This window comes from Romboutsia sp. D33t1_170424_H2 (assembly GCF_015669105.1).
GTDB lineage: Bacteria > Bacillota > Clostridia > Peptostreptococcales > Peptostreptococcaceae > Romboutsia_C > Romboutsia_C hominis.
The window spans coordinates 103,316-128,136 of record NZ_JADOZQ010000005.1; the positions used below are offsets into that span (position 1 = coordinate 103,316).

General features: G+C 25.9%; 21 protein-coding genes and 1 riboswitch. Of the genes, 4 read left to right on the forward strand and 17 right to left on the reverse strand.

What is annotated here, in order from left to right:
* Positions 1 to 127: 127 nt before the first annotated feature.
* The 13 genes from I4U66_RS07835 to I4U66_RS07895 all read right to left on the reverse strand — a co-directional run bounded on the left by I4U66_RS07835 (position 128) and on the right by I4U66_RS07895 (position 13,025).
* Positions 128 to 451: a hypothetical protein gene (locus I4U66_RS07835; protein ID WP_092924926.1), complete on the reverse strand. Its 324-nt coding sequence runs from the start codon at positions 449 to 451 to the stop codon at positions 128 to 130.
* A gap of 173 nt (positions 452 to 624) precedes the next feature.
* Positions 625 to 1,317, reverse strand: coding sequence for a polysaccharide deacetylase family protein (locus I4U66_RS07840; RefSeq protein WP_092924924.1), 693 nt, complete (start codon positions 1,315 to 1,317; stop codon positions 625 to 627).
* A 24-nt stretch (positions 1,318 to 1,341) separates the two neighbouring features.
* Positions 1,342 to 2,307, reverse strand: coding sequence for a CAP-associated domain-containing protein (locus tag I4U66_RS07845; protein WP_092924922.1), 966 nt, complete (start codon positions 2,305 to 2,307; stop codon positions 1,342 to 1,344).
* 120 nt (positions 2,308 to 2,427) lie between these two features.
* Positions 2,428 to 3,213, reverse strand: a complete 786-nt coding sequence (locus I4U66_RS07850) for an MORN repeat-containing protein (protein ID WP_092924920.1) — start codon at positions 3,211 to 3,213, stop codon at positions 2,428 to 2,430.
* 286 nt (positions 3,214 to 3,499) lie between these two features.
* The gene (locus I4U66_RS07855) at positions 3,500 to 4,366 is read right to left on the reverse strand and encodes a YitT family protein (protein ID WP_092924918.1); all 867 of its coding nucleotides are present in this window, start codon (positions 4,364 to 4,366) and stop codon (positions 3,500 to 3,502) included.
* Between the two features lie 379 nt (positions 4,367 to 4,745).
* Positions 4,746 to 5,435: an LrgB family protein gene (locus I4U66_RS07860; RefSeq protein WP_092924916.1), complete on the reverse strand. Its 690-nt coding sequence runs from the start codon at positions 5,433 to 5,435 to the stop codon at positions 4,746 to 4,748.
* A 2-nt stretch (positions 5,436 to 5,437) separates the two neighbouring features.
* The gene (locus I4U66_RS07865) at positions 5,438 to 5,800 is read right to left on the reverse strand and encodes a CidA/LrgA family protein (RefSeq protein WP_092924914.1); all 363 of its coding nucleotides are present in this window, start codon (positions 5,798 to 5,800) and stop codon (positions 5,438 to 5,440) included.
* 103 nt (positions 5,801 to 5,903) lie between these two features.
* Positions 5,904 to 6,869 (reverse strand): WG repeat-containing protein, encoded by a 966-nt coding sequence (locus I4U66_RS07870; protein ID WP_195581251.1) that lies wholly within the window; start codon positions 6,867 to 6,869, stop codon positions 5,904 to 5,906.
* A 114-nt stretch (positions 6,870 to 6,983) separates the two neighbouring features.
* Positions 6,984 to 8,372: a tetratricopeptide repeat protein gene (locus tag I4U66_RS07875; protein WP_243240000.1), complete on the reverse strand. Its 1,389-nt coding sequence runs from the start codon at positions 8,370 to 8,372 to the stop codon at positions 6,984 to 6,986.
* 153 nt (positions 8,373 to 8,525) lie between these two features.
* Complete coding sequence (locus tag I4U66_RS07880; protein WP_195928698.1) at positions 8,526 to 9,983, reverse strand: VanW family protein; 1,458 nt, start codon at positions 9,981 to 9,983, stop codon at positions 8,526 to 8,528.
* Between the two features lie 114 nt (positions 9,984 to 10,097).
* Positions 10,098 to 11,489 (reverse strand): UbiD family decarboxylase, encoded by a 1,392-nt coding sequence (locus tag I4U66_RS07885; RefSeq protein WP_166505733.1) that lies wholly within the window; start codon positions 11,487 to 11,489, stop codon positions 10,098 to 10,100.
* Between the two features lie 184 nt (positions 11,490 to 11,673).
* Positions 11,674 to 12,432 (reverse strand): protein phosphatase 2C domain-containing protein, encoded by a 759-nt coding sequence (locus I4U66_RS07890; RefSeq protein ID WP_092924907.1) that lies wholly within the window; start codon positions 12,430 to 12,432, stop codon positions 11,674 to 11,676.
* Positions 12,433 to 12,713: 281 nt separating this feature from the next.
* A complete protein-coding gene (locus I4U66_RS07895; protein ID WP_141664380.1) occupies positions 12,714 to 13,025 on the reverse strand; it encodes a hypothetical protein in 312 nt (103 codons plus the stop codon).
* 189 nt (positions 13,026 to 13,214) lie between these two features.
* Here I4U66_RS07895 and I4U66_RS07900 point away from each other — a divergent pair, with 189 nt between their 5' ends.
* Entirely contained in the window at positions 13,215 to 14,978 is a 1,764-nt protein-coding gene (locus I4U66_RS07900) for a peroxiredoxin (protein ID WP_092924903.1), read from the forward strand.
* Between the two features lie 33 nt (positions 14,979 to 15,011).
* Here I4U66_RS07900 and I4U66_RS07905 read toward each other — a convergent pair whose 3' ends face one another.
* Positions 15,012 to 15,611: a ribonuclease H1 domain-containing protein gene (locus I4U66_RS07905; RefSeq protein ID WP_092924900.1), complete on the reverse strand. Its 600-nt coding sequence runs from the start codon at positions 15,609 to 15,611 to the stop codon at positions 15,012 to 15,014.
* A gap of 218 nt (positions 15,612 to 15,829) precedes the next feature.
* Positions 15,830 to 16,002: riboswitch (Lysine riboswitch) on the forward strand.
* A gap of 125 nt (positions 16,003 to 16,127) precedes the next feature.
* On the opposite strand from I4U66_RS07905, the gene nhaC reads away from it, so the two are divergent.
* Positions 16,128 to 17,564, forward strand: a complete 1,437-nt coding sequence (gene nhaC, locus I4U66_RS07910) for a Na+/H+ antiporter NhaC (protein ID WP_092924898.1) — start codon at positions 16,128 to 16,130, stop codon at positions 17,562 to 17,564.
* 29 nt (positions 17,565 to 17,593) lie between these two features.
* On the opposite strand, the gene I4U66_RS07915 is transcribed toward nhaC, so the two are convergent.
* On the reverse strand, positions 17,594 to 18,547 hold the full coding sequence (locus I4U66_RS07915) for a calcium/sodium antiporter (protein WP_092924896.1): 954 nt from the start codon (positions 18,545 to 18,547) through the stop codon (positions 17,594 to 17,596).
* A 100-nt stretch (positions 18,548 to 18,647) separates the two neighbouring features.
* The gene (locus I4U66_RS07920) at positions 18,648 to 21,644 is read right to left on the reverse strand and encodes an ATP-dependent DNA helicase (protein WP_195928699.1); all 2,997 of its coding nucleotides are present in this window, start codon (positions 21,642 to 21,644) and stop codon (positions 18,648 to 18,650) included.
* Between the two features lie 184 nt (positions 21,645 to 21,828).
* Between I4U66_RS07920 and pdaA the strand changes: the two genes are divergently transcribed.
* Positions 21,829 to 22,647: a delta-lactam-biosynthetic de-N-acetylase gene (gene pdaA, locus I4U66_RS07925; protein WP_092924892.1), complete on the forward strand. Its 819-nt coding sequence runs from the start codon at positions 21,829 to 21,831 to the stop codon at positions 22,645 to 22,647.
* A gap of 35 nt (positions 22,648 to 22,682) precedes the next feature.
* Here pdaA and I4U66_RS07930 read toward each other — a convergent pair whose 3' ends face one another.
* Positions 22,683 to 23,186, reverse strand: coding sequence for a hypothetical protein (locus I4U66_RS07930; RefSeq protein WP_092924890.1), 504 nt, complete (start codon positions 23,184 to 23,186; stop codon positions 22,683 to 22,685).
* 123 nt (positions 23,187 to 23,309) lie between these two features.
* On the opposite strand from I4U66_RS07930, the gene I4U66_RS07935 reads away from it, so the two are divergent.
* The gene (locus I4U66_RS07935; RefSeq protein WP_092924888.1) at positions 23,310 to 24,749 is read left to right on the forward strand and encodes a CehA/McbA family metallohydrolase; all 1,440 of its coding nucleotides are present in this window, start codon (positions 23,310 to 23,312) and stop codon (positions 24,747 to 24,749) included.
* Positions 24,750 to 24,821 lie beyond the last annotated feature (72 nt).

Consider the following 24,821-nt stretch of genomic DNA (forward strand, 5'->3'; position numbering starts at 1 on the left):
TTATTATGTTTATTCTCTTTAAGTATCTCCTATATACAATATTAATTATATATTTTTATAGAAATCTATGTCAATATAGTCATCTTTGGTCTAATTTTTTATATTTATTTATATAAAAAAAGAGAAGCTATAAACTTCTCTTTACTACTTTATATCCACTATTATAATATTTTTCTTTTTTACCTTTTTGTTTTCTAGCCTCTATTAATTCTTTAATATGATTTATATAATCATCGTCATCTGAAATTCTAACAAGACTAGATAAATAATATACATCTGTGCTTTTAGGTATTTTTTTATTTATAACCAAATCTATTGCCGTTTTTGCTGCTTCAAAATGTTTCAAATGTGTGTGACCTTCTTGAAAATCCTTTTTAGTATTATATACAACATATCCTTCTTTTACTTGAAATATTATAAAACCTTTTTTTTCATATATTTTATTATACATATATTAAATCAATCCTTTTCAAGATAGTCTTTAATATATGTATATTATCTCTTTAGTCAATTGTTTCGTTTTTTTATTATTTTTACATTATTTTTAAATTATTTTTTAGATATATCTTAATAGTAAAGTGTATATATTATAAATTATTGCTATATATTATTATTTCATATATATTAGCTATTTTCTATCATTTCTGATACAGTTACAAATTTATATCCTTTTTCTATCATCTTAGGTATTAGTATATCTAGAGCTTCTACAGTGTTATTAGTTGCGTAATCATGTAGTAATACTATATCTCCATTTTTTACATTGTTTATTATTGTATCTGCTATTTTATATGCTTTAGGATTTTGCCAATCTCTTGCGTCAACAGTTGTCCAAAGTACTATTTTATATTTATATTTACTTGCTATTTGACCTAAAGTTTTTTGATTATAACTTCCGTATGGTGGCCTAAATAAAGTAGGCTTTACCCCTACAACCTCTTTAATTATTTTTTCACATTTTACTATTTCATCTTCTAATTGTTGTTGACTTAAATTACTTATATCTGGATGATTAAATGTATGATTTCCAATCTCATGTCCTTCTTCTTTAGCTCTAATAATAGGCTTTGGATACCAATTAACATGTTTTCCTGCTACAAAGAATGTTGCTTTAACATTATATTTTTTTAATACATCTAACACTTCATTGGTTTCTTTTGGATGTGGACCGTCATCAAAAGTAAGCGCTATTAATTTTTTATCTCTTGAACCATTTTTTATAAATACTTTATCATTACAACTTACTGGATTTTTTAAACTAGCAATTAGCATTATACTTATTGCTATTGTCATAACTTTTATTATGCTATGCTTCATATTATGTCTTCCTTTCAGATTATATTATCTATAAAAGTTTTGAGTGTAATAAATATTATAATCTCCTCCAAATTCAACTCCTACTCCTATACTATTATAATTACCTAAAATATTTTTTCTATGTCCTTTAGAATTCATTAATGCTTCATGAGCATGTATTGCACTAGTTTGACCTGCTGCAATATTTTCTCCTGCACTTATATATTTAATACCTTCTTCATTCATCCTATCAAAAGGTGTTTCATTTTCTTTATTAATATGATCAAAGTAGTTTTTATCTACCATATCTAAGCTATGTTTTTTTGAACTTGTAGTAGCCATTTCACTGTATTTTAACTTATTTAATCCATTTTTTGCTCTCACGCTATTAGTTAAATCTATAACTTGCATTTCAAAACTCTTTTTTAATTTTTCGCTTGGGCTTGCATATATAGATTTCGTATCACTTTCATTTTTAGAATCTATAACTTGATATGAACATATTTTATATTCATCATGTATATCATAAAAGAATGTTATATATTTATTATTTATCTCTATTATGTCATATTGACCTTCTGAATTAATAATATATTTAATATTTCCTTTTTTCTTATATTCTATAGGTGTATACAACTTCCTTACATCATCTCTTTTATCACCTATATTTATATTTTCTGTTTCACATGAATTTAATGAATTACTATATATTCCTTTGACAACTTCATCTTCAATACCTACCATAAAAAAATTATTATAATCATTATTATATATATACCAATTAAATCCATATTCACTTTCATCTATTCTATCTGGTTGACCAAATAGCGATAATAATTTTTCTTTACGCTCTCCAATTTTTATATTATAAATGTCTTTTGTATTACTAATATTTATAGACTTATTATTAACATTATTATTTGCATCTATCTCTTTTTTGCTATTATCTATATTTAAATTAAAAAGTAATAAGCTGGTTATTACTCCTCCTATTAATAATATACTTTTCAATGTATCACTCTCCCATACAGTTTATATTAGGATGATAGACATCTTTAAAATTATCATACATAATATATACTATATGTGATAATTTTAATAAAAAAATAACCTAGCGTTAAATAACGCAGGTTATTTTATATAAGAAAATATTTCATCCAGTGTTCTATTACATATTGATGGTTTATCAAATTTCCAAGTGCCTTCATATACCAATTCATCATCTATATAAAATATTCCAACACCATGCTTTTTCCCATGTGCAAATTCACCTTCATATCTTTTTCCATTTGGCCATATATAGGTTCCTTTACCATGAGCTAAATTATTTTTCCATTCTCCTTTATATATAAGTTCTTTTTCATGATCATAGCACTCGCCAATACCCTCCATTTTATTGTATTTAAACTCTCCAAAATATATACATCCATCACTCCATGTATATACTCCTACACCATGTCTTTTCCCACTACACCACTCACCTATATATTCATTACCATTACTATATACCATTTTTCCTATTCCGCTCATTAAATCTTCTTTAAACTCACCTATATACATATTTCCATTTGTAAATATGCATTCTCCATTTCCATCTTTCATATTATCTTTAAACTCACCACTATATTCTATTCCTTCTAAAAATGTGTATATTCCTTTTCCACTCATCTTGCCATCTATAACTGTTCCTATATATACATCTCCATTTGAAAAATTGTATACTTTACTAGCTGGTCTTCTTTGTTTTATATCACTTTCAATTGTATTCTCTTCTTCTATTGCTTTAACTTCTTCTTCAGTAGCAACTTCTTTTTTCTTTGTCTTTAACTTTTGTATAAATTTAACTTCTCTTTTTATATTATTTATAAACTTTACATACTGATTATATATATCAAAATATTCATTAGATAAACTCATATTATGTTTCTCCTATCAAATCTAAATTTATTATAGTCTAAACTTATTATATATTATAAATTATATACTTTTCTATATATTTTTAAATATAATAGATTTACATGAAATAAGATATGTTAATAAATTTATGTCATTAAAAAAGGATATATCTATTTGATATACCCTTTTTTATAACTAATTTGTGCCATTCTAATTCACCAAATCCAAATACGTTTATATATTTAACTGTAGAGTTAAGTATATTTAATCAATCTCATCTATATTTTAGTTATATTTATTTTTAATTTTATAAGTACTTTTCTTTAAATCCTCTACCCTTAACCTCACTTACATCATTTACAGATATAAATGATTTTTTATCGTATTTTAAAGCAATTTCCTTTATTTTAGGTATCTCATTTGATGATACTATACAATATATAAGTTTTTTCTTCTCATGAGTATATGCACCTTCAGCTTCTAAGAAAGTTACACCTCTATGAAGTTCACTCATTATTTCTTTTGCTATACTATTGCTTTCTCTAGATACAACCATAACTGACTTTTGATAATTCATAGCATCTTTTACAAAGTTCATACAGTATGCACTTATAAACATACCTATTAATGTGTATAATGCTAAATCCATTCCAAATAATACTCCACCTATAGATACTATTAGTATATTTATAGATAGCGTTGTATCTTTCATAGGAATATTTTTCTTAAATTTCAATATTGCAGCTAATATATCTGTACCACCTTGTGATGATTTTGTTCTAAATACTATACCACTTCCAATTCCTGATAATATACCTCCATAAACACTTTGAAGTAATACATCATTTATAGGTATATATTGAGCTATATCTTGAGTTATACCTAGTAAAAAAGAAAATATCATCATGTTTATTAAACTAGATATACAAAATTCTTTTTCTAAGTATATAAACCCTAATATAAATATAGGTATATTTATTAAAAATGTTAAAAGACCTATGTTTATTCCAGTTAAGTAATTTATAGCTGTAGAGGCACCTGGTACTCCCCCACTTAATAGATGCGCTGGTCTTAAAAAACCATTGACACCTATACATGCTACAAGCATTCCACCTATTACCACTAAATATCTTAAAAAAGCATTATCTTCTAAAGTGGTGTTAACTTTGCTCATTTTGTTCTCCCTTCAATTCGACCTAAACAAATCACCTAATAAATCAATAGGTAATTTAAATTATGCTTCTCTTTATTCATTGCACATGATATATTATATTATTTTTTTTTAATATGTCTAGTTAATTTTTTTTACCTATTTTACTTTTTTTTAACTTTTGAATAATTATAAAATTATTTAGCAATAAAAGATTTAAACGAATAATTTCTTGCATAATATATAAATACTGAACAATTTAATTCACAATAAAAGGCAAGAAACATATTTTGTTCCTTGCCTTTTATTGTGTAATATATACTTTTAATTTGAAAATATTTTATTTTAACCTTCATTTTTTGATATTTTAGTATATATATTTTCATTTATAAGAAAAAACTTTTTATATCATATTGATTATTATAGGTATTAATATGACTGTAATTATCCCAGATATACCTATAGATAATCCACTCATAGCACCTTCTATTTCTCCTAATTCTAAAGCCTTTGATGTTCCAAGTGCATGTGCTGATGTTCCAAGTGCTATTCCTTTTGCTACAGGATGTTTTATTCTTCCAAGCTTAAATACAAGCTCTGCCATTATAGCACCAAGTATACCTGTAAATATTATTGCCACTACAGTTATAGACTCTATACCATTTATAGTATTAGTAAGAGATAATCCCATAGGTGTCGTTATAGATTTAGGTATTAAAGAATTTATTATACTAATATCTGCATCTGTAAAACCAGCTATTATCTTTATAGAAATAAATGATACTACTACACCTGTAGTTATACCTACTAATATTTCTAGTATATGTTTTTTAAATAAGTCAAATTGCTTATATAATGGTACTGCTAATATAACCGTTACAGGACCTAAAAAGTAATTTATACTATCTGCACCTTTTTTATAACTTTCATATGGTATCTTAGTTATATTTAAAAATAATATAATTCCAACTATTGCAATTAAAAGTGGATTCATTAAAGCACTTTTAGTTTTCCTTTGTATATAAAGTCCTATGTTAAAAAATATTATAGTTATTACTATCCCAAATATAGGTGTGTTTAAAACATTATACATGACTAATTCTCCTTAACTTTATTTTTAATCATCTTTTCTACTACTATTCCAGTTATGTACATAACTAAAATAGTACTAAAAAATATAGTTATTAGTAATACAAATACATTTTTTTCAATAAGACCTAACGATCTTATAAGTGAAACCCCTGCCGGTATGAAAAATAAAGCCATATTATCTAGCAATAGATTACCTATATCTTCAAGCTTGTCCACTTTTATTATATTGGCTTTTAAAAGTATAAATAGTAATATCATACCAACTATACTACCCGGTACAATTACTATATTTTGTATGAATGAGCTTATGTACTCACCTAAAGCCCATACACCTAGTATTAATACTAATTGATTAAATAATTTCATTTTTGCCTCCTTTAATTCTGACTAAATCTTTAATGAAATTGTAAAGGGAGTTACAATACTCCCCCCGTATAATACTTTATCATATTTTTAGATATTTTCAAATTTATAGTAGTAATTTTCCATACTTATCTATATAATTGTTATTTTTTCCATTTATTATTTCAGAGTATCCATCTTTAAAATCAGATAGAGATTCATATATTGGAAGTATCTCTATCTCACCACTTTTATTTATAAATCCCCATTTCCCACATTTATTATTATTTATTCCTCTTATAAGTGAGTTAGTATCTATATTAAACCTACCTAACCCTTCTTTAAAGCTACAAGCATAGTCAAATATAGCATCTATAACTACATCACCATTTTTGTTTATATATCCCCATTTTTCATTTATACATACAGCTGCTAATCCTTCGCTAAATGGCTTTGCTTTATCAAACTTAAAATCAATCTTTAATTTCCCATATTTATCTATATATCCCCATTTATTATTATTTCTAACAGCTGCTAATCCTTCACTAAAGTCTGTTGCTATTTCATATGTAGGTTTTATTATAAACTCCCCTTTTCTATTTATATAGCCATACTTATTTTTATATTCTACTAATGAAGTATTATCTTTAAATTGATTTGCATAAGTATATTTTGGAGCTATAATCACTTCTCCATTAGAGTTTATATACCCCCACCTCTTATTTATTTTTATATTAGCTAAACCTTCACTAAAATCACCCGCACATTCATATTTAAAATCTATGGCTAAATCTAAATTTTTATCTAAATATCCATATTTATTGTAGGCTTTGGCTCTAGATAATCCTTCATTAAAATCAGATATACTATCTATGTGTAAATAGACTTTAGTATTTCCTAATTTATCTATATACCCAAATATCCACCTATTGATTCCTCTTATTTTTTTTATATATGTAATGACACTATATCCATCTTTTAGTCGCTCTGATACATACTTGAATTTAGGCCTTACAATAACATTGCCTTCTTTATCTACAAATCCATATTTTCCATCCCTAAGTATCGGGAGAAAAAGCTCTTTATTATCCATACTTATCCTCCTCGCTAAAACTTAATATCCCCTTCTATAAGTTTATTTAAAGGTAGTATTATATATGATTGTGATTTGTAAGATAATAAAAAATAAAACTACCTATTGGTAGTTTTATTTTTCTTTTAATATATCATTAACTTTTGAATTGTTATACATACTATCTGGTACTTCATTTTTTAGCCCATAGAATGTGTTTTTTGCATCTTTTAAGTCACCCATTTTATAATAAAGCATTCCTAATTGGTAAAATGCATCATCATAATATTGATCATTCTTTGTATAAGTATTTATATATTTTTTATAATATTTTACAGCTTCATCATCATTACCTATCTTTTCATTTAATAATGCTAACTGGTATACAGCTTCTGATATATATTTCTTACTTTTTCCTTGAGATACAATATATTCGAAGTTTTTTATAGCCTCTTTATAATTTTTATCCTTAGACTCATCAACTGCTTTATTATATAAAGTTTCCTCATCAGAAACTATAACTTGTGTATCTTCTTTTTTATTTTCGCTTTTTGCATTATCTAATTCTTTTTCTTTCTCTTTTATTTCTTGTTCTTTTTCATTTAGTTTTTTATCAGCTTTATCTAGTTCTTGCTCGTGATTACTTAATTTCTCATTTAATTTATCAATTTTATTTTTGCTATACATATGATATGCACCTAATGCCAAAAGTAAACATACTCCAAATATTAAAAATGGCTTACTATTCTTAGACTTTTTCTTAGGCTTAATATCTTCTTTTTTCTCTTCTTTATCTTCCTTCTTATTTTCAAACAAAGGATTATCTTTATCTACTTCTCTTAATCTACTTAGATAATGTTCTCTCTTTTTAACGTTACCTATCTTATCATATATTAAAGAAAGTATTATATATGGCTCTATTAAATCTGGGTCATCATCTATCATATTTTCAAGTATATGTATTGATTCTTGATTCATCTCCTCATTAATAAATCTTATAGAGTGATTATATCTACCTAAGAATACTTTAAATTCATCAGATGATAACATATCTACATACTTTCTAGATAGTTCATTGTTACCATAACACATAGCAGTGTAAAAACTTTCAAAAGCCTTAGCAAAATCACATTTTAATAGAGTAAGTAATCCTTTTAAATTAAGTATATCTACATCTTTTGGATTTATCTCTATAGCTTTTTCTATTAATTCATAAGCACTAGTTAAATATCCCTTTAAAGATAAATCAAGTGCATTATTATACCTTTTATATGATTCTAACTTTAATTCTTTTGAAGTATCTTCTGAATTACTCTTTAGTGTATTTTGTAAGTTTAATATTGTTTCTTCTTTATAGTTATTAGTTACATAACTTTGCTTTAATGCCTTTAATGTCTCATTCGTTTCTTCTTCATCTATATTAAAAAATGTCAAATCACTTTTGTTATCTTCAACTAAAGATATATCTAAAATTTTTCTAGGCATTTGCTTTATATCTTTTTTGATAATTTTACCTAAAATCATATTCTCCTCCTAATTTAAATATATATTCTAAGATAACACATTTAACACTACAAGTCAAAGATATACATATTTTCATATTTTTAGGCAAATTATTATAAAAAAAGATAACCTACATTATAGGCTATCTTTTTTTAACTAATATTATAATCTTTCTTAAGATACACTTGGTGTGTCTGGATTAGGATTTTGTTCTGGTGGTGGTGTTAAAGCTTCTGGTTGTACAGGTTTTTGTTCTTGTTGATTTGGTTTTTCTGGTCTTACAGGTTTTTGTTCTGGTGTTTTAACCTCCATAGTTCCAACAGCGATAACACCTTGCTTTTTAGGATAATATGATGTATATACTTTTTCTTTTTTTAGCACTTCTCCATTACTGTTCTTATATACTCTGTAAGTTGATACTGTATATGCATTTCTTGCTTTTTCTAATTGTTTTTCTTTCCCTTTTGGAAGAGTTGGATCATCGACTCTTTTTATAGGAGCTTGAGATACTCCATCTATGTTAGTTAATATATCTACATTTTGCTTATCTGATTTACTACCATAGATTTGACATATAACTCTATTTCCTGATACATAATTTTTTAAATATATAGGCTGCTTTAAGTTATTTTTAAATACAAAGTCTATTCCTCCATCAGTTACAGTTGCATCTCTCCCTTTTGCTACATATGTAGATGGTATAGAATGATTTTTAAGTTCTACAATTTCTAATCCTGAATATAACACCGTATTATATAGTGTAGATGATACCTGACAAACTCCACCTCCTACACCTTCTTGTACTACTCCTTGTACTATAACTGGTGCATTTTTATAACCATTTGATACAGTTCTCATTAAAGTATTTTCATTGTATGAAAATGTCTCACCAGGCATTAGCAATTTATCACTAGTTCTACTTGCTGCTAATCTTATATTAGTTGTTCTACCAGCTACTGATGAATCAAATTTGGTAGAATAGCTAGCTAATAATGTATCTATATGTTGTATATCCTCTTTTTTTACATTCTGATTAGTAACTTTTACTGCTAAATCTTCTTTTTTATTGCCTTTTTTAAGTTGACTAATTATATTTTCTACACTCTTATTTACATCAACTTCTTGTCCTTTATGTCCTGATAATACCTCTACTTTCGAGTTATTTATATCTAATTTTGCATCTTCCATATCAATATTTATATCCTTAGATATATCTTTAACGCATTTTATTAATTTCTCTTTATTATAGTCTATTTTAAGCTCAAGGTTATTTTTTGCTCCGAAATTTGCTTTTATAGTTTTTTTAATATTATCTATCATAGAATCTTCTCTATTTATAGATAGTGCCTCATTAATAGTCTCGTCTAAACTATATTTTAAATCTATATCTTTACTATTTATTTTCCATAACTTATCTGAATATGAAATGTATATTTGTTTTATGTCATATTTTTTATTTAGTACATCTTTAGCTTCTTCTCTTGTCATATTTCCTATTGATATGCTGTTAACATATGTGTTTTTAAGTATTTTATTTCCGTTTATTTGAAAACTTATAAAACCTATAAAAACGATTATCCCCAATAATATTACACCCGTTGCAGCGTATACATATTTTTTTACATCTTTCATGTCTTACTCTCCTCAATCTCCCATTTTTCTCACATATTATTACTTAGCTATAAGGTTTATATATCCTCTTTTATATTTCAATATTTTAAAAAAAGTGTGTTAAAAAACACACTTTTAATATTCTTTAATCTCTTTTTGAGAAATTATATAAACTTTTTCACTATACATATTTATCATAAAAGCTTCTTTAGGCCTAAAGAATCCTTTATTTACAATTTCATAGTAATATAAGCCTTCATTTCCCTTTAATATATTTTCTAATCCTTTTTCATCTTCTACATATCTGTCAGCTTTATTTTTAGATACTTCATATATTTCTTTGTACTTTTCGTCATTTTTTTCTAATTTATTTTGAAGTATAAATTTAGCTTTTTCTTCACTTATTGCAAATTGTACTTTTCCTGAATTATCATATCTAAAATACCCATTACAGTAAGTGTTTTTGTAATCTTTATTACTATCCTTATATGAATATATTTCCTTTGTTTTCGCATTTACTAGTATTTCATCGGTTAACATTCCATACTCTAACACTTCAACACAATAATATTTTTCACCATCTATCATTTGGTAGTAAGAATTTATAGATAGGCTATTTTTAGATATGTTTCCTTTTTTAGATATTAAATTAATAATATCATCTGCTGATAATGTGTATATTGATAATTTTTCCTTATACTTTTTCTCTAAATTTAGTATATTTTCATCATCTGGATAATATTTTTTTACATACTCTATGTATCTTAATGCACTTTCATAGTCTCCATCTTTGTTACTTTCATCAGCTTTTTCTATATAATCATCATACATAAGGTCTATACATTCATCTTTTTCTTTTTGTGCTTTTTTATAATATTTATCATCTTTGTCTAGTACTTTATCATAATCTTGTATTGCTTCATAATACATGTGGTTTTCTTTGTTTTCATTTGCTTTTTCATACACCAATCTAGATTCATGTATTTGTTCTATATTACTTTTATATCCATCTAATTCATTTGAAATTCCATTTAGAGTAGATGCCATACTTATATAAGATAAAGCTGTATCATAATCTGTATTTTCTTCCTTATACATATCAGATACTCTTTGAGATTGTTCTATTATACGACCTACATCTACCTCAATATTTTCTATTGCATTTATGGTATTTATCATACCTACATATTGTTCCTTTGTAATTTCTTTATTTACGTATTTATCTCCACTTTCAAGAAGTAATTTATTTATCTTTTTAGATAATGTTTTATCAATTCTTTTCATTTTAGAATCAGAAAATTTCTTTTCGTAGTTAGAGTAATTGTCAATAGCTATATTGTATCTACGATTTTCTATATTTTCCAATAATGTATCAACCTCTTTTTGTACGCTTAATTCATCACTACTTATGAAAAATACTATAACTAATACTATTACACCTAATACTGATAATGAAATTGTGATTATATTTTTTTTATATATATCTATAAAATCTACACATTTATAAAATAATTCTTTAAAATTCATTATCGTTTCCTTTCCTATTTAGTTTTTATGTAAATATCATTATTTATTATATCATATATGTATATCTTTAACCATATTTTATATTATTAGTAAATATATGTATTTTAATTGTTTATAAATAAAAATAAGTCAATATAATGTCTATAAAACTTTTTAAATACATAATATTGACTTATTTTTTTATTTATATTAAAAACACAATGCTTATATCATCCTGACTTTTTTGCTTGCTTAACTTACTTAGTCGCTGTTTGTAAGTTCTTTTTAGAACTTCCCTAGAAAATACACTCTTATTGTACATATATATTGTATCATTAAGGCTTTTGTACAATTCATTTTTATTGTCAAAAGACTGCTCATATCCATCTGTAAATATAATAATATTTTCTTTGTATTTATTTATTTCATCATCTATATAATACATAATATTTTTATATGAATCTATTCTTCCTAAAGAATCAACTGTATCACTTTTTCTAGTTTCTAATACTTCTTTAAACTCAGTATCATCTTTTATTATAATATTTCCATCTCCTATTTTTAAATATAGCCTAAATCTATTAGTTACCAACACTGCTATTAATGTTGTAGAATATTTTATATATTCTGTTTTAAAAACTAATGGATGAAATCTTTCAAAATCTAACTTAACTAAATCCATCCATTTTGATTGAATTTCCATTTGTATTTTTTTTTCTTCTAGCATATTAACTAAATCTTTTGTATCTAAATCTGCCAAATCTTTAAGCATGCCTACTGCAATATTACAAGCTATTTTAGCTCCTCTATCACTATATTTGAAAAAATCATTACTATGGCCATCAGACACAGCAAAAACTATTCCTTTATCAAAAAAATCGAAATCTAAATAATCTTGAGATTTCGATTTTTTTAATATATTTTTATAACCAGTTACCATTTCTGAAAATATATTGTATTCCATAAGCAACCTCTCCTATAATTGTTCTTAATTATCTTTTATTATAGGTTTTATATATTTATAACTAAAATTTTATTTTCTTAAGTAAAACTTTAACTTTATTTAAGTGACTTTATCTATTACCGAAAAGTTCTTTTTTGCTACCGTGTAAAGTGGTATCATTACTTTTTAACCTATTACTATAAGTTCAATAATTATGCATAATTTATAAATAGATATAATAATTAATAAGCAAAAAAGACACCATAGTTTATTTTATTGTGCCTTTTTAAATCATTTTAATATTAAGATATTTTTCTTTTTGCTTTAACAACTTCTTTTGTATTTCCTCTTTTAATATTTTTACTCTTGCTAACTTTAGTCTTTTGTATATGTTTTTTATTTTTAAATATTCTATTGTAGTCTACAACTACTAACATAACTGTTAAACATAAAGTTAATCCTGTAAATAACATAAAGTAATATTCTAACCCTATAAACACTCCCATAATAGCATTTAACAGTATAAGTCCAAATGTTATAACAAAAGATATAATAGATGATAGAACTAAAACCTTAAATATACTTTCTATCTTTCTTAGGATAGATTTCAACATTCTCACCCCGTATAATAACAAATCTTTACATTTATCTATCTTTAAATATATCAAATATGCACATAAATAGCAATTCTTATTAGTTATTTTTCTAAAAGTATTTACAATTATATTTTCTTCGTAACAATATCACCCCTTAATTAATAAAATATAATTAGGTTATATTTTATTAATTAAGGGGTGATATATATGCCATGCCTTCCAAGTTTAGGATCGAAAGCTCCTGATTTTAAGGCTAACACAACATTTGGACCTATAAAATTATCTGATTATAATGGTAAATGGGTAGTTTTATTTTCTCATCCTGGAGATTTTACTCCAGTATGCACTACAGAATTTCTATGCTTTGCTAAGTACCATAATGAATTTAAAAAAAGAAACACAGAATTAATAGGCCTAAGTGTTGACAGTAATGCGTCTCATCTAGCTTGGATGTATAATATATTTACTATGACAGGTATTGATATTCCTTTTCCAGTTATAGATGATAATGATAAATATGTAGCTAAGCTATACGGTATGATTTCAGAACAAATGAGTAATACTTCTACAGTACGATCTGTTTTTATAATAGATGATAAACAAATACTCAGAACTATACTTTACTATCCTCTCACAACTGGTAGAAATATTCCTGAGATTTTAAGAATTATAGAAGCACTTCAAACTAGTGATAAAGATAAAGTAGTAACTCCTGCTAACTGGTTTCCTGGTATGCCAGTCATAACACCATCTCCTAAAACTTATAAAGAGTTAAAAAATAAAATTAAAAACTGTGAGAAAGAATATGCGTATATGGACTGGTATCTTTGCTTTATGCCTGATAAGGATAGACCAACTATTAATGTAAAACATAATAAAGATGTATTTATAAAATCTAAAAATACTAAAAAGTGCCAAAGACCTGAAATAACAGACCCAGATAAACAGCCTGCTATAAGTTGTCCTGATGTTAGTCCAATAGTTATGGAGTATGTATTTGGTAATCCTGGAAACGTAGATCCTAATTTACTTGATGCTGTAATCTATGCATTCGTAGAAATTAATGAAAATGGAACATTACGAGTTCCTACTCCTAATTATTTAAATCAACTTATAAGTCTTAAAAATATTAAGCCTACTTTAAAAGTTATTGCTGCCATTGGTGGATGGGGAGTTGAAGGTTTTTCTGATGCTGCTTTAACTCCTGCATCTAGATATGCATTTGCTAGAGAAGCAAATAAGCTTATAAAGCAATATAATTTAGATGGTATTGATATTGACTGGGAATATCCAGGAAGTAGTGGTGCGGGTATAAAATCTAGACCTGAAGATAAAGAAAATTTTACACTTTTACTAACCGCTCTAAGGGATGTTATAGGAGATAATAAGTGGTTAAGTGTTGCTGGTACTGGAGATATTGGTTATATAAATAGAAGTGCTGAAATATCTAAAATAGCTCCTTTAATAAACTATTTTAATCTAATGAGTTATGATTTTACAGCTGGAGAAACAGGTGAAAATGCTAAGAAACATCATGCTAATTTATATCCTTCTAATTTATCTTTAAGAGGATATAGTGTAGATTCTATGGTACAAAATTTAATAAATGCCGGTATGCCTCGTGAAAAAATACTACTTGGAGTTCCTTTTTATGGTAGACTTGGAGCTGCAATTACAAGATCATATGATCAACTTAGAAGGGATTATATAAATAAAAATGGTCATACAGTAATGTTTGATAGAGATGCTAAAGTACCTTATCTAGTAAAAGATGGAGAGTTCTCAATGTCTTATGAGGATACCCTTTCTATTTATATAAAAGCTCTATATGTATTAGATAATTGTCTTGGTGGCATTTTTTCTTGGACATCGACATATGACCAGGCAAATATTTTGGCAAAAGCTATGTATGATGGTATAAATAGACCTTCTTTTGTTTTAGCTGAATTAGAGGATTTTGGATTAAGTTAAAAATAAAGTCTTGCAAAATACTTTGCAAGACTTTTATATTCCTATAGCTTTCTTAGCTAATTTATCAGCTTCATCGTTATATTTATTGCCACTATGTGCTTTTACTTTTACAAACTCAACATTTAACTTATCTTTTATATTATCATAAAATTTCTTATATTTAGTAGTTCCTTCTTTATTAGTTTTCCATAATCCTAAGCACCATTTTTCTATTCCTTCATAATCAAAATATAAAATCAAATTATTTATGTTATTATCTATACAATAATTCATCGCAATCTTTGCAGCTTCTATTTCACCTGCGACATTTCTCATTCCAACTAAATCTTTATCATTTCCTTTTTTGCTATAAGTTTTTATAACTTCTTCATTTTTTATTATAACTACCCCTGAACCATATTCTCTTATTGAATGTTCATAACTACCATCAACATAAGCTTTTACAAGTTCTTTTCCCTCTTGTATTTTTACACCACTTTCACCATATATATATGATTTTGCTTCCTCTATCGTAGTAAAACTTTTATACTCAGCGCCTGAAAAACCATTTATTTGTTCCTTACATTCATTCCATGTATTATATATACCATTGTTTCTTCCTTTTCTTACTGCATAAAACTTAACCTTAGCCAAATTTTTCACTTCCTTTCGTATAACTATTTATATAAAATTTATATTTTTCTAAATCATACATTTAATAACTATTCTATAGTAAAATAAGTAGTTTTTAAAGACTTATTATTTTACATATTATTGTGAAAATTTTCTTAAATTTTTTATTCCTAAATATTTCATGCTTTATTTTTTTTTAATTTATGGTATAATCTTTATTATCAAATAAATCGAATATAACTATTGGTAGAGGTCGCATTGTTAAATAGTAGTTTTGTGGAGGTAAGCACGAAGAAGCAAAATAAAAGGTAACTATGCCGAAATATATAAGGGAAGCTTTAAACTTATATATTGGGGTTATGCAAAATATGTATAACACTGTCACATTTATATGTGGAGTGCTATCTTTAGATTAAGCGTATTTTTAATTGTACGGTTGAATGCTTAAGTCTAGGATAATATCTTTACACCTAGACTTTTTTTATTATCTCTTTTCTCCTTAACGTTATATTCGGTATAAATTTTAGGAGGACTTTTATGACAAAAAAGGTTAAAAAACAAGCAACTTTATTTGATGCATTACTATGTGTCTCTGTTTTAGTTGCAGTTTTAGTGACATGTTTAGTATTTTTAAGAAAGTATGAAATATCTGCTCATATACCACTTATAATAGGAGCTACATTTGCAAGTGGTGTTGCAGTTTTTAGATTAGGTTTTAATTGGAAGGAATTAGAAGAAGGTATACTATCTACTATAAATACGACAATGCAATCAATACTTATACTTTTAGTAGTTGGTATGATAATAGGTACTTGGATAGCTGGTGGTATAGTTCCTGCTATGATATATTGGGGTCTTAAAATATTATCACCTGGAATATTCTTAGTGGCAACTACTTTAATCTGCGCTATAGTATCTATTTCTACTGGTTCATCTTGGACAACAGCTGGTACTGTAGGTATAGCTCTTTTAGGTATTGGTAGTGCCTTAGGTATACCTGGTAAAATAGTTGCAGGTGCTATAATATCTGGTGCTTATTTTGGGGATAAGATGTCTCCTTTATCTGATACAACAAACTTAGCTCCTGCTATGGCTGGTTCTACTTTATTTGATCATATAAAACATATGGTATATACAGCTGGTCCTGCTCTTTTAATATCACTTGTATTATACGGTATAATAGGAATGAAATATGCAGGTTCTGAAATGGATATATCTCAAATAAATCAAATTCAAAATGCTTTATTAAGTAATTACAATACATTATCTCCATTTTTACTTTTAGTTCCTTGTGCTGTTATAGCAATGGTTATATTTAAAGTCCCTACAATACCAGCACTTATAGGTGGTGTTATATTAGGTGGCGTTTGTGCAGTAGTATTTCAAGGTGCATCTATAGCTGATATACTTGTAGTTGCTAAGTCTGGTTATGTTTCATCTACTGGAATGAAGTTTGTTGATGATCTTCTTACTAGAGGTGGACTTGACAGTATGTTAGGGACAGTATCATTAATACTTTGTGCTTTAACTGTAGGTGGGGTATTAGAAAAAACTGGTATGTTACAAGTTATAGCACAGTCTATACTAAAATTTGCAAAGGGTACTTTTGGACTTATAGCTGCTACAATATTTACTTGTATCGGTACTAACTTAGCAGTTGCAGACCAATATTTAGCCATAGTTATACCAGGAAGTATGTATAAGGATGCATTTATAAGACAAGGTTTATCTCCTAAGAATCTTTCTCGTGCTTTAGAAGATAGTGCCACTATAACGTCTCCACTTATTCCTTGGAATACTTGTGGAGCATATATGTCAGCAACACTTGGAATTGGATCTTTCGTATTTTTACCATATGCATTCTTTAACTTAATTTGTCCTTTAATATCATTATTCTATGGATTAACAGGATTAACAATAGAAAAACTTTCTGATGAAGATTTAATAGAAGAATTTGAAAACGGAATAGCTTAAAATAAAAAAGAGTCTTTAAAGACTCTTTTTTATTTTCTTATTATTATAAATGTCATATATAATATATACATTATAACTAATAATATACCTTCTTTTTTATTTATACGTTGCTTAGTTCCTGCAAATATATATGTTAATATTGTTATTATTATCATAATCATCATATCAACAAACACTATGCTATGAACTTGTATATTGCTTATAAATGAGGATATACCTAAAACAAATAATATATTAAACAGATTCGAACCAACTACATTACCTATAGCTATATCACTTTCACCTTTTCTAGCCGCAACTATACTTGTTACGAACTCTGGAAGAGATGTTCCTATAGATACTATAGTTAAGCCTACTAGATTTTCACTCATACCCCAAGCTAAAGCAATATTGCTTGCACTATCTACAACAAACTGACCACCTACTATTATTCCAATTATACCAAGGATACTCATTAGTATACTTTTACTCATAGGTATGCTCTCATCAGCTTGATCTATTTCCATTTCCTCTTTAGATGTTATGGCCATCTCTACTAAATAATACATAAATATACCAAATAAAGTTAGTAGCATCAGCCCATCTGCTCTTGTTAAAGCATTTTGAGTATACCCTTGAAACTTTATATCGTGAGATAATATAGATAGTACTATAGTTGCAAGTACTGCAAATGGGAATTCTTTAATTATAGTGCTCTTTTGTACCTTTATAGGATTTATTATTGCTACGACTCCCAAAACACATAAAAAGTTAAATATATTAGACCCTACTACATTGGCTATAGCCATATCATTACTTCCTTTTAATGCTGCTGTTATACTTACTGCAGCTTCTGGTGCACTAGTACCAAAAGCAACTATTGTAAGCCCAATTATAAGTGTTGGGACCTTTAATGTTTTTGCTATAGATGATGAGCCAACTACAAATACATCTGCTCCTTTTATAAGAATTAAAAAACCTATTATAAGTAATATATAACTCATATTTACATCCTTTCTTTTAACTACTTTTATAAGATTTATTTTTTCTTAAATATCTAATCTTATTCAATAATTAAAATATAGGTAAAGTCTTTTTATAATCTCATACCTTAGATTTTAATTTGATTTTTTCTTTTGGTATAGTATATCTATGATTAAAGTACTTTATATTTAATTTATCATTATTATTTGAAGTAACTCTGCACTTTATATACCTTTGATTCATTTGCTCAACTACAAACTGTTCTATATCTTTTATGTCATCTATATCTGTAATTGTTAGTAAGTTCCTAACATCTACTAATACCTCTCTCATAACCTGCTTTCTACATATATTTAGATGATTATTAGTATAGTTTTGTATATTATTTTTGCTAACTATATTTATTTTACAACCATGAAGATCTCTCTCTAATTTTTTTAAAGTATGCCTATTAGTTCCTATGTCAAAGATTATAAAACATCCGTAATCATATTTGCTTCTTAAGATCCTTCCCATAGCTTGTTTTACCTTAATAGCCATCTGAGGGTAGTTTATAGATTGATAGGTCAAGCCATATTTTTTCATAATAGTTGAGTATAAAGGATCTTTCGGATTTAGATTAGGAATTTTATCTAAGGTTACACACACAAGTCCATCCCCTGGAACATCTACACCTTCAAAGCATCCTTTCGATCCTAATACAACACAATTTTGATTCATATTCTTTAAATTTCTAATTCCTTTTTTGTTTTTGTATATATCTATGTTTTTTCCATTTAATATATGAATTAGATCTTCGTATGTTTTATCTAATCTATCTGTACTATTAAATAATGATAATAAGTGTCCATGTGTTACCTCACATATTTTGTATATAGTATTTGATATGTCTGTTGTAAAGTTTTTATTATTATAATTTGATAAATCGCTTAACCCTAATGTTAATACTTTGTTTTTATAATTATATAAAGGCTCTATCACTTTTTCGATATTTTCAACCCTATTTATACCGAGAGTATTTTTAAAATAATTCATATTGTTTTCTACGCTCAAAGTAGCAGATATAAATATACCACTTTCCACTTGACTTAATATATTTTCTTCAAACAATTTGGCTAGTTTTAAAGGAACAACTTTAGCCTCGAAGTTAGTATAATTTTTATCTATTTCAATAATTCTTGCAAAATCGTCTTCTTCAGCAAATTCCATAAATAGTTCAAATGTAGTCCTTATATCTTCTAGTTCTTTTATTCTTGCTTTACCAAATTTATATATATCAGATTCCTTATCTATACTATCATCATCTATATTTCTATCAATTATAACTAATATAGCTATTAAATTTCTTAGTATTTTATCAAAACTATCTCTAATCTTATTACTATAACTTAAATATGTTAATTCTATATATTCATCTTCTTTTTTTACCTTTCCTAGCACTTCACTTTGTTGTAGGTTAAATTCCCACCTTAAGTTATACTTACTTAAATAATTATAATCTGATTCTATACCAAATCTTAGAACAGAGTTAAGTTCCTCTAAAATTAAATTTATATTCCTACTTATTTTTTCTTTTATATCTCTTCCAAAGTGAACATGATGATAAAACTTATCAAAATACTTTATCTTTCTAGATGTTTTATATTTTTCATATATGAAAGGACTATTTCCTATATATTCATATGGATATATTTCTTTTAAAAAATATTTTAGTGCTTTGTATTCTATAGTACTTGAGAAAAAATCATATCCCTTTTCAGCTAAATTATGACCCTCATCCACTATAATATTTTCTAGTGGTTTCTCTTCTTTATAAGGCCACTTTGCCAATAAAGAGTGATTTATAACAGTTATATCTTCTTCTTTTAATTCTTCTACCCTATTTTTGTATAGACATTCTTTATTACACTTTTTAGGTCTACATAAATTCGGATCACAACTAACATGTTTTATATGATCACCTATTACATTAAATTCATTTAATATAGAAGGACTTATCTCCTCTATATCACCGTGTTTTCCTTCCTTAACTATTTGTTCTAGTAGTAGTATCCCTAGTATTTCTTTTTTAGTTGTTTTTTTAGAGGTATATTCATTCTTATACTGTTCTAATTTTTCTACACATATATAGTTGTTTTTTCCTTTTATGTATCCATACTTTATCTTTCCCATAAGACCTAATGAGTTTAATACATTAGGTATATCTTTATTGATCAATTGTATTTGAAGCTCTTTAGTGTCTGTAGATATTATCATTCTCTTTTTGTTTAACCTTGCTTCTAATATAGCTGGAAGTAAATATCCTACACTTTTACCTATTCCTGTTGGGGCCTCTATACATGCTATTTTATAAGTAGTAGCACTACTTATAGTTTCTCTTATAGTTTTGGTTAATTCATACTGCCCTGGCCTGTATTCATATATAAATCCTTCTTTTTTAGCCCATATACTTTCATCTTTTAATAATTCTTCATAATTTCTTTCATTTTCATTTAGTTTTCTTATTACTAGTTTTTCTTTTTTATTATCTTTTAATTTTTCTTCTGCTTTTTTTTCTAAACTTTCTAATTCTTTAATATCATCTACACTATCTATTAACTCACTCCACTCCCAATTAGGTAGTGAAAATTTATTTAAGTAAGAATTTATTTTAAATGTTAAAGGCTCTAATGTTAATTTATCTTCTTTTTTTATACTTATTATTATATTGTTTACAATATTTACAATACTTATTAAATCACTTATATACTTATCATTTGTTAATATATCATTTAAATCCTTAATATTATAATCACTATAATAGGGCTTAATTACATGCACTAACTCTTTTACATCTAATATCTTCTCGTTTATATAGTTCTCTATAAACTTTTTATTAGATGATAAATCAAACATTGCTATATAGCTATCTCCTATAAAATCATTTAAACTATTTATCTTATAATTTTTATCATCATTATTTATTATTTCCTCAAAAATGTATACTTGATTATTAAAAAACTTTACTCCTATTAACTTAATTTTATTTGAATTTTTGCTAACTTCTATATTTAAGTAAGTTATATTATCTAAAACACTATATAACTTACTAGTTAATTGATGTATAAATTTCTCCATTTCATTTACCTTCCATCAAATATGTCTGTGCTTAAACATATTTATTTCATTGTCTTGTATACATAATTATATGATAAGTTTATCCAAAAAGTAAAAATATAATTTCCATTTACTTTTATTAGTATATTTTTAACTTAATTATTAAAACTATATATAAATTTACTACACTACTAGAGGTGACTTTATGAATAAAAAAAATACAACAAACTATCTACTAATAGGATTTTTCTTACTTATATTTACATTAATATTTACTACAAATTTTAATATAGTAAATAAATCTAAAACTCAAATATTAAATCCTATAAATACAGAATATAACTGGTACTTCAATCCAAGAAACGATGGAAAACAACCAGAACCTATTAAAGAAGCTAATTTCTTTAAAAAGTATAATTCATATTATGTCGGTGATAAGGATAAAAAAATAATATACTTAACATTTGATGCAGGATATGAAAATGGAACAACTGAAAGTATACTAAATACATTGAAAAAACATAATGTAAAAGCCCACTTTTTCGTTGTAGAAAGTTATATAAGAAATAACCCAGAGCTTATAAAAAGGATGGAAAAAGAAGGTCATTTAGTTTGCAATCATTCTAAAAATCATCCTTCAATGGCTAAAATAACAGATTTTGAAAAATTCAAAGATGAAATAACAAGTGTAGAGGATGCTTATAAAGATGTCACTGGTAAAGATATGCCTAAGTTTTTCAGACCACCTATGGGAAAATTTAGTGAGCAATCATTAAAATACACACAAGACTTAGGATATAGTTCTATATTTTGGAGCTTTGCTTATGTAGATTGGTATAATGATAATCAACCTACGCCTGAATATGCAAAGGAAAAAATCTACTCAAGAACTCATCCTGGTGCTATAGTTTTACTTCATCCAAACTCTACTACTAATACTCAAATATTAGATGAAGTTATAACTCATTGGAAGGAAGAGGGATATAAGTTAGAAACACTTGATTATCTAGTTAAAAATAAATAGTTTATAAGGATACAGATATCTCTGTATCCTTTACTTTAAGCATCTATTAGTATATTTTTTCCCCTAAAATTTGCTACCCAATAAGGTTTATAAATACTCTTAACTTCTTTTATATTAATATCTTGAAGGTTAACTTTTTCTATTTCAAGTTTACTTTTTTTATTTTTTAAAAATCCCATTATCTCACATTTAACATTTTCAACCATATACTCTTCCGATATTTTTGATCTTTTTATATAACTCTTATCTACATACTTACTTATTGTACTTGGTATAATATTAACAGACTCTGAGTATCCATTATAGGTATTAACTAACATAGTTATTTTATATGTACTTATTTTGTTTCTAAATATGCCAATACTTCTTTCTTTACTTATTATTTCATAGCTAAGAACTTTAATTTCAACATATTCTAAATGTATATCTTTTATTAATATATTAAATTGTAAAACTCTGCTCATTAAAGGCATCTTTTTTAATATATATTTGAGTATATCTTTTTTATTTGTATTAACTTCCATTGCCTCTATTCTCATACTATCCTCCTATAGTATTTGATATTAATAAATTATATTAATACTACCTATATTTTCATGTATGTATATATAAAAAATACATATGATAAATAACACAATATAAGGTAAAGGAATTGATTATTTATGAGATTAAACCTTCTATTAACAATTTTAATTTTATTTATATCTTTTACATTTTCTATTTTAGGCTTTAATAGAAATATATTACATGTTAATTATTTAAATAATGATTCTGTACATGTTGGTTCTTTTGATAATACTCCTCCTACTATAAAATCTATATCTCCTGGTAAATGTTCTGAATATATAGTGTCAAAACCTACTATAAAAATTAAATACTTTGATGAAAGTAAAATAGATAAATCTTCAATTAGATTACTCGTCAATTATGAAGATGTAACTAATAAAGCCACTATTTCAGATTCTAGTATAACTTATATACCAGATAAAAAATTTAAAAGAGGAAACCAAGTAGTAAGTCTTGAAATAAAAGATTTATCTCCAAATAAAAATAAGTCTAATATTGAGTGGTATTTTACAGTTGGAACACCTGTTTATAAGCATTATAGAGGTCTTTTACATTCTCATACTAGTGCAAGCGATGGTCATGGTAGTTATAGTGATGCTTATTATCTAGCTCGTGATAAAGCTAATTTAGATTTTTTCTTCATAACGGAGCATTCTAATATGCTAGATAATAACTCAAAGTGCGATATAAATAATGCTTCTAAAAGTAATAAATGGTCTGAGCTTGTAAAAGTTAGTGATAAATTTACATGTGAAAAAAATTTTTTAGGTCTATATGGATTTGAAATGACCTATCCTTATAATGTAGATAATCCTATAGGACATATTAACATATTTAATTCTAAGGGATTTATAACTGAAAAACATGGTGATATGATGAATTTAGATAATTTTTATAATTATATATATAACCAAGAAAATTTAATAGGTCAATTTAATCATCCTGGTGAAAAATTTGGAGATTTCAATAATTTAGAGTATTCACCTAAAGGAGATGCTATTATCTCATTACTAGAAGTAAGAAATGGATATAATTCTGATGATAGTAAAAATATTAAGTCTTATGATATGTATCAGTTAGCATTAGATAAAGGATGGCATGTCGCGCCTACATGCAATCAAGATAATCATAGAGTTAATTTTGGTATAGCAAATGAATTTAGAACAGTAGTATTATGTAGCGAACTTACTAAAGATGCTTTATACGACGCTTTAAAAAATATGAGGGTATATGCATCTGAAGATAAAAATTTAAAAGTAGATTACACCATAAATAATCTTCCTATGGGAAGTAAAATAACTAAATGTTCAAGACTAAACTTCTATATAAGTGCTGTTGATAATGACAAAAATGATAAGATAAAAGAGATACAAGTTATAAGTAATAAAGGTAAAGTAGTAAAGAGTAAAAATTTCGATTCTAATATAGCTAGATTAGAATTTTCAATGAAGTCTAATAAAAATAGTTTTTATTATGTAAAAATTATTCAAGACAATGAAAAAACATCTGTAACATCACCTATTTGGATTAAGTAAATAACATATATAAAATTTATCCAAAGATGTAAATAAGTCATTAAAATATATCCTTTTTATTTGTAAATACTA

Excerpts from the sequence above, each read along its gene's own strand:
- I4U66_RS07835 (WP_092924926.1), bottom strand. The coding sequence starts at position 451 with ATGTATAATAAAATATATGAAAAAAAAGGTTTTATAATATTTCAAGTA.
- I4U66_RS07840 (WP_092924924.1), bottom strand. The coding sequence starts at position 1,317 with ATGAAGCATAGCATAATAAAAGTTATGACAATAGCAATAAGTATAATG.
- I4U66_RS07850 (WP_092924920.1), bottom strand. The coding sequence starts at position 3,213 with ATGAGTTTATCTAATGAATATTTTGATATATATAATCAGTATGTAAAG.
- I4U66_RS07855 (WP_092924918.1), bottom strand. The coding sequence starts at position 4,366 with ATGAGCAAAGTTAACACCACTTTAGAAGATAATGCTTTTTTAAGATAT.
- I4U66_RS07860 (WP_092924916.1), bottom strand. The coding sequence starts at position 5,435 with ATGTATAATGTTTTAAACACACCTATATTTGGGATAGTAATAACTATA.
- I4U66_RS07865 (WP_092924914.1), bottom strand. The coding sequence starts at position 5,800 with ATGAAATTATTTAATCAATTAGTATTAATACTAGGTGTATGGGCTTTA.
- I4U66_RS07870 (WP_195581251.1), bottom strand. The coding sequence starts at position 6,869 with ATGGATAATAAAGAGCTTTTTCTCCCGATACTTAGGGATGGAAAATAT.
- I4U66_RS07875 (WP_243240000.1), bottom strand. The coding sequence starts at position 8,372 with ATGATTTTAGGTAAAATTATCAAAAAAGATATAAAGCAAATGCCTAGA.
- I4U66_RS07880 (WP_195928698.1), bottom strand. The coding sequence starts at position 9,983 with ATGAAAGATGTAAAAAAATATGTATACGCTGCAACGGGTGTAATATTA.
- I4U66_RS07885 (WP_166505733.1), bottom strand. The coding sequence starts at position 11,489 with ATGAATTTTAAAGAATTATTTTATAAATGTGTAGATTTTATAGATATA.
- I4U66_RS07890 (WP_092924907.1), bottom strand. The coding sequence starts at position 12,432 with ATGGAATACAATATATTTTCAGAAATGGTAACTGGTTATAAAAATATA.
- I4U66_RS07895 (WP_141664380.1), bottom strand. The coding sequence starts at position 13,025 with ATGTTGAAATCTATCCTAAGAAAGATAGAAAGTATATTTAAGGTTTTA.
- I4U66_RS07900 (WP_092924903.1), top strand. The coding sequence starts at position 13,215 with ATGCCATGCCTTCCAAGTTTAGGATCGAAAGCTCCTGATTTTAAGGCT.
- nhaC (WP_092924898.1), top strand. The coding sequence starts at position 16,128 with ATGACAAAAAAGGTTAAAAAACAAGCAACTTTATTTGATGCATTACTA.
- I4U66_RS07915 (WP_092924896.1), bottom strand. The coding sequence starts at position 18,547 with ATGAGTTATATATTACTTATAATAGGTTTTTTAATTCTTATAAAAGGA.
- I4U66_RS07920 (WP_195928699.1), bottom strand. The coding sequence starts at position 21,644 with ATGGAGAAATTTATACATCAATTAACTAGTAAGTTATATAGTGTTTTA.
- pdaA (WP_092924892.1), top strand. The coding sequence starts at position 21,829 with ATGAATAAAAAAAATACAACAAACTATCTACTAATAGGATTTTTCTTA.
- I4U66_RS07930 (WP_092924890.1), bottom strand. The coding sequence starts at position 23,186 with ATGAGAATAGAGGCAATGGAAGTTAATACAAATAAAAAAGATATACTC.
- I4U66_RS07935 (WP_092924888.1), top strand. The coding sequence starts at position 23,310 with ATGAGATTAAACCTTCTATTAACAATTTTAATTTTATTTATATCTTTT.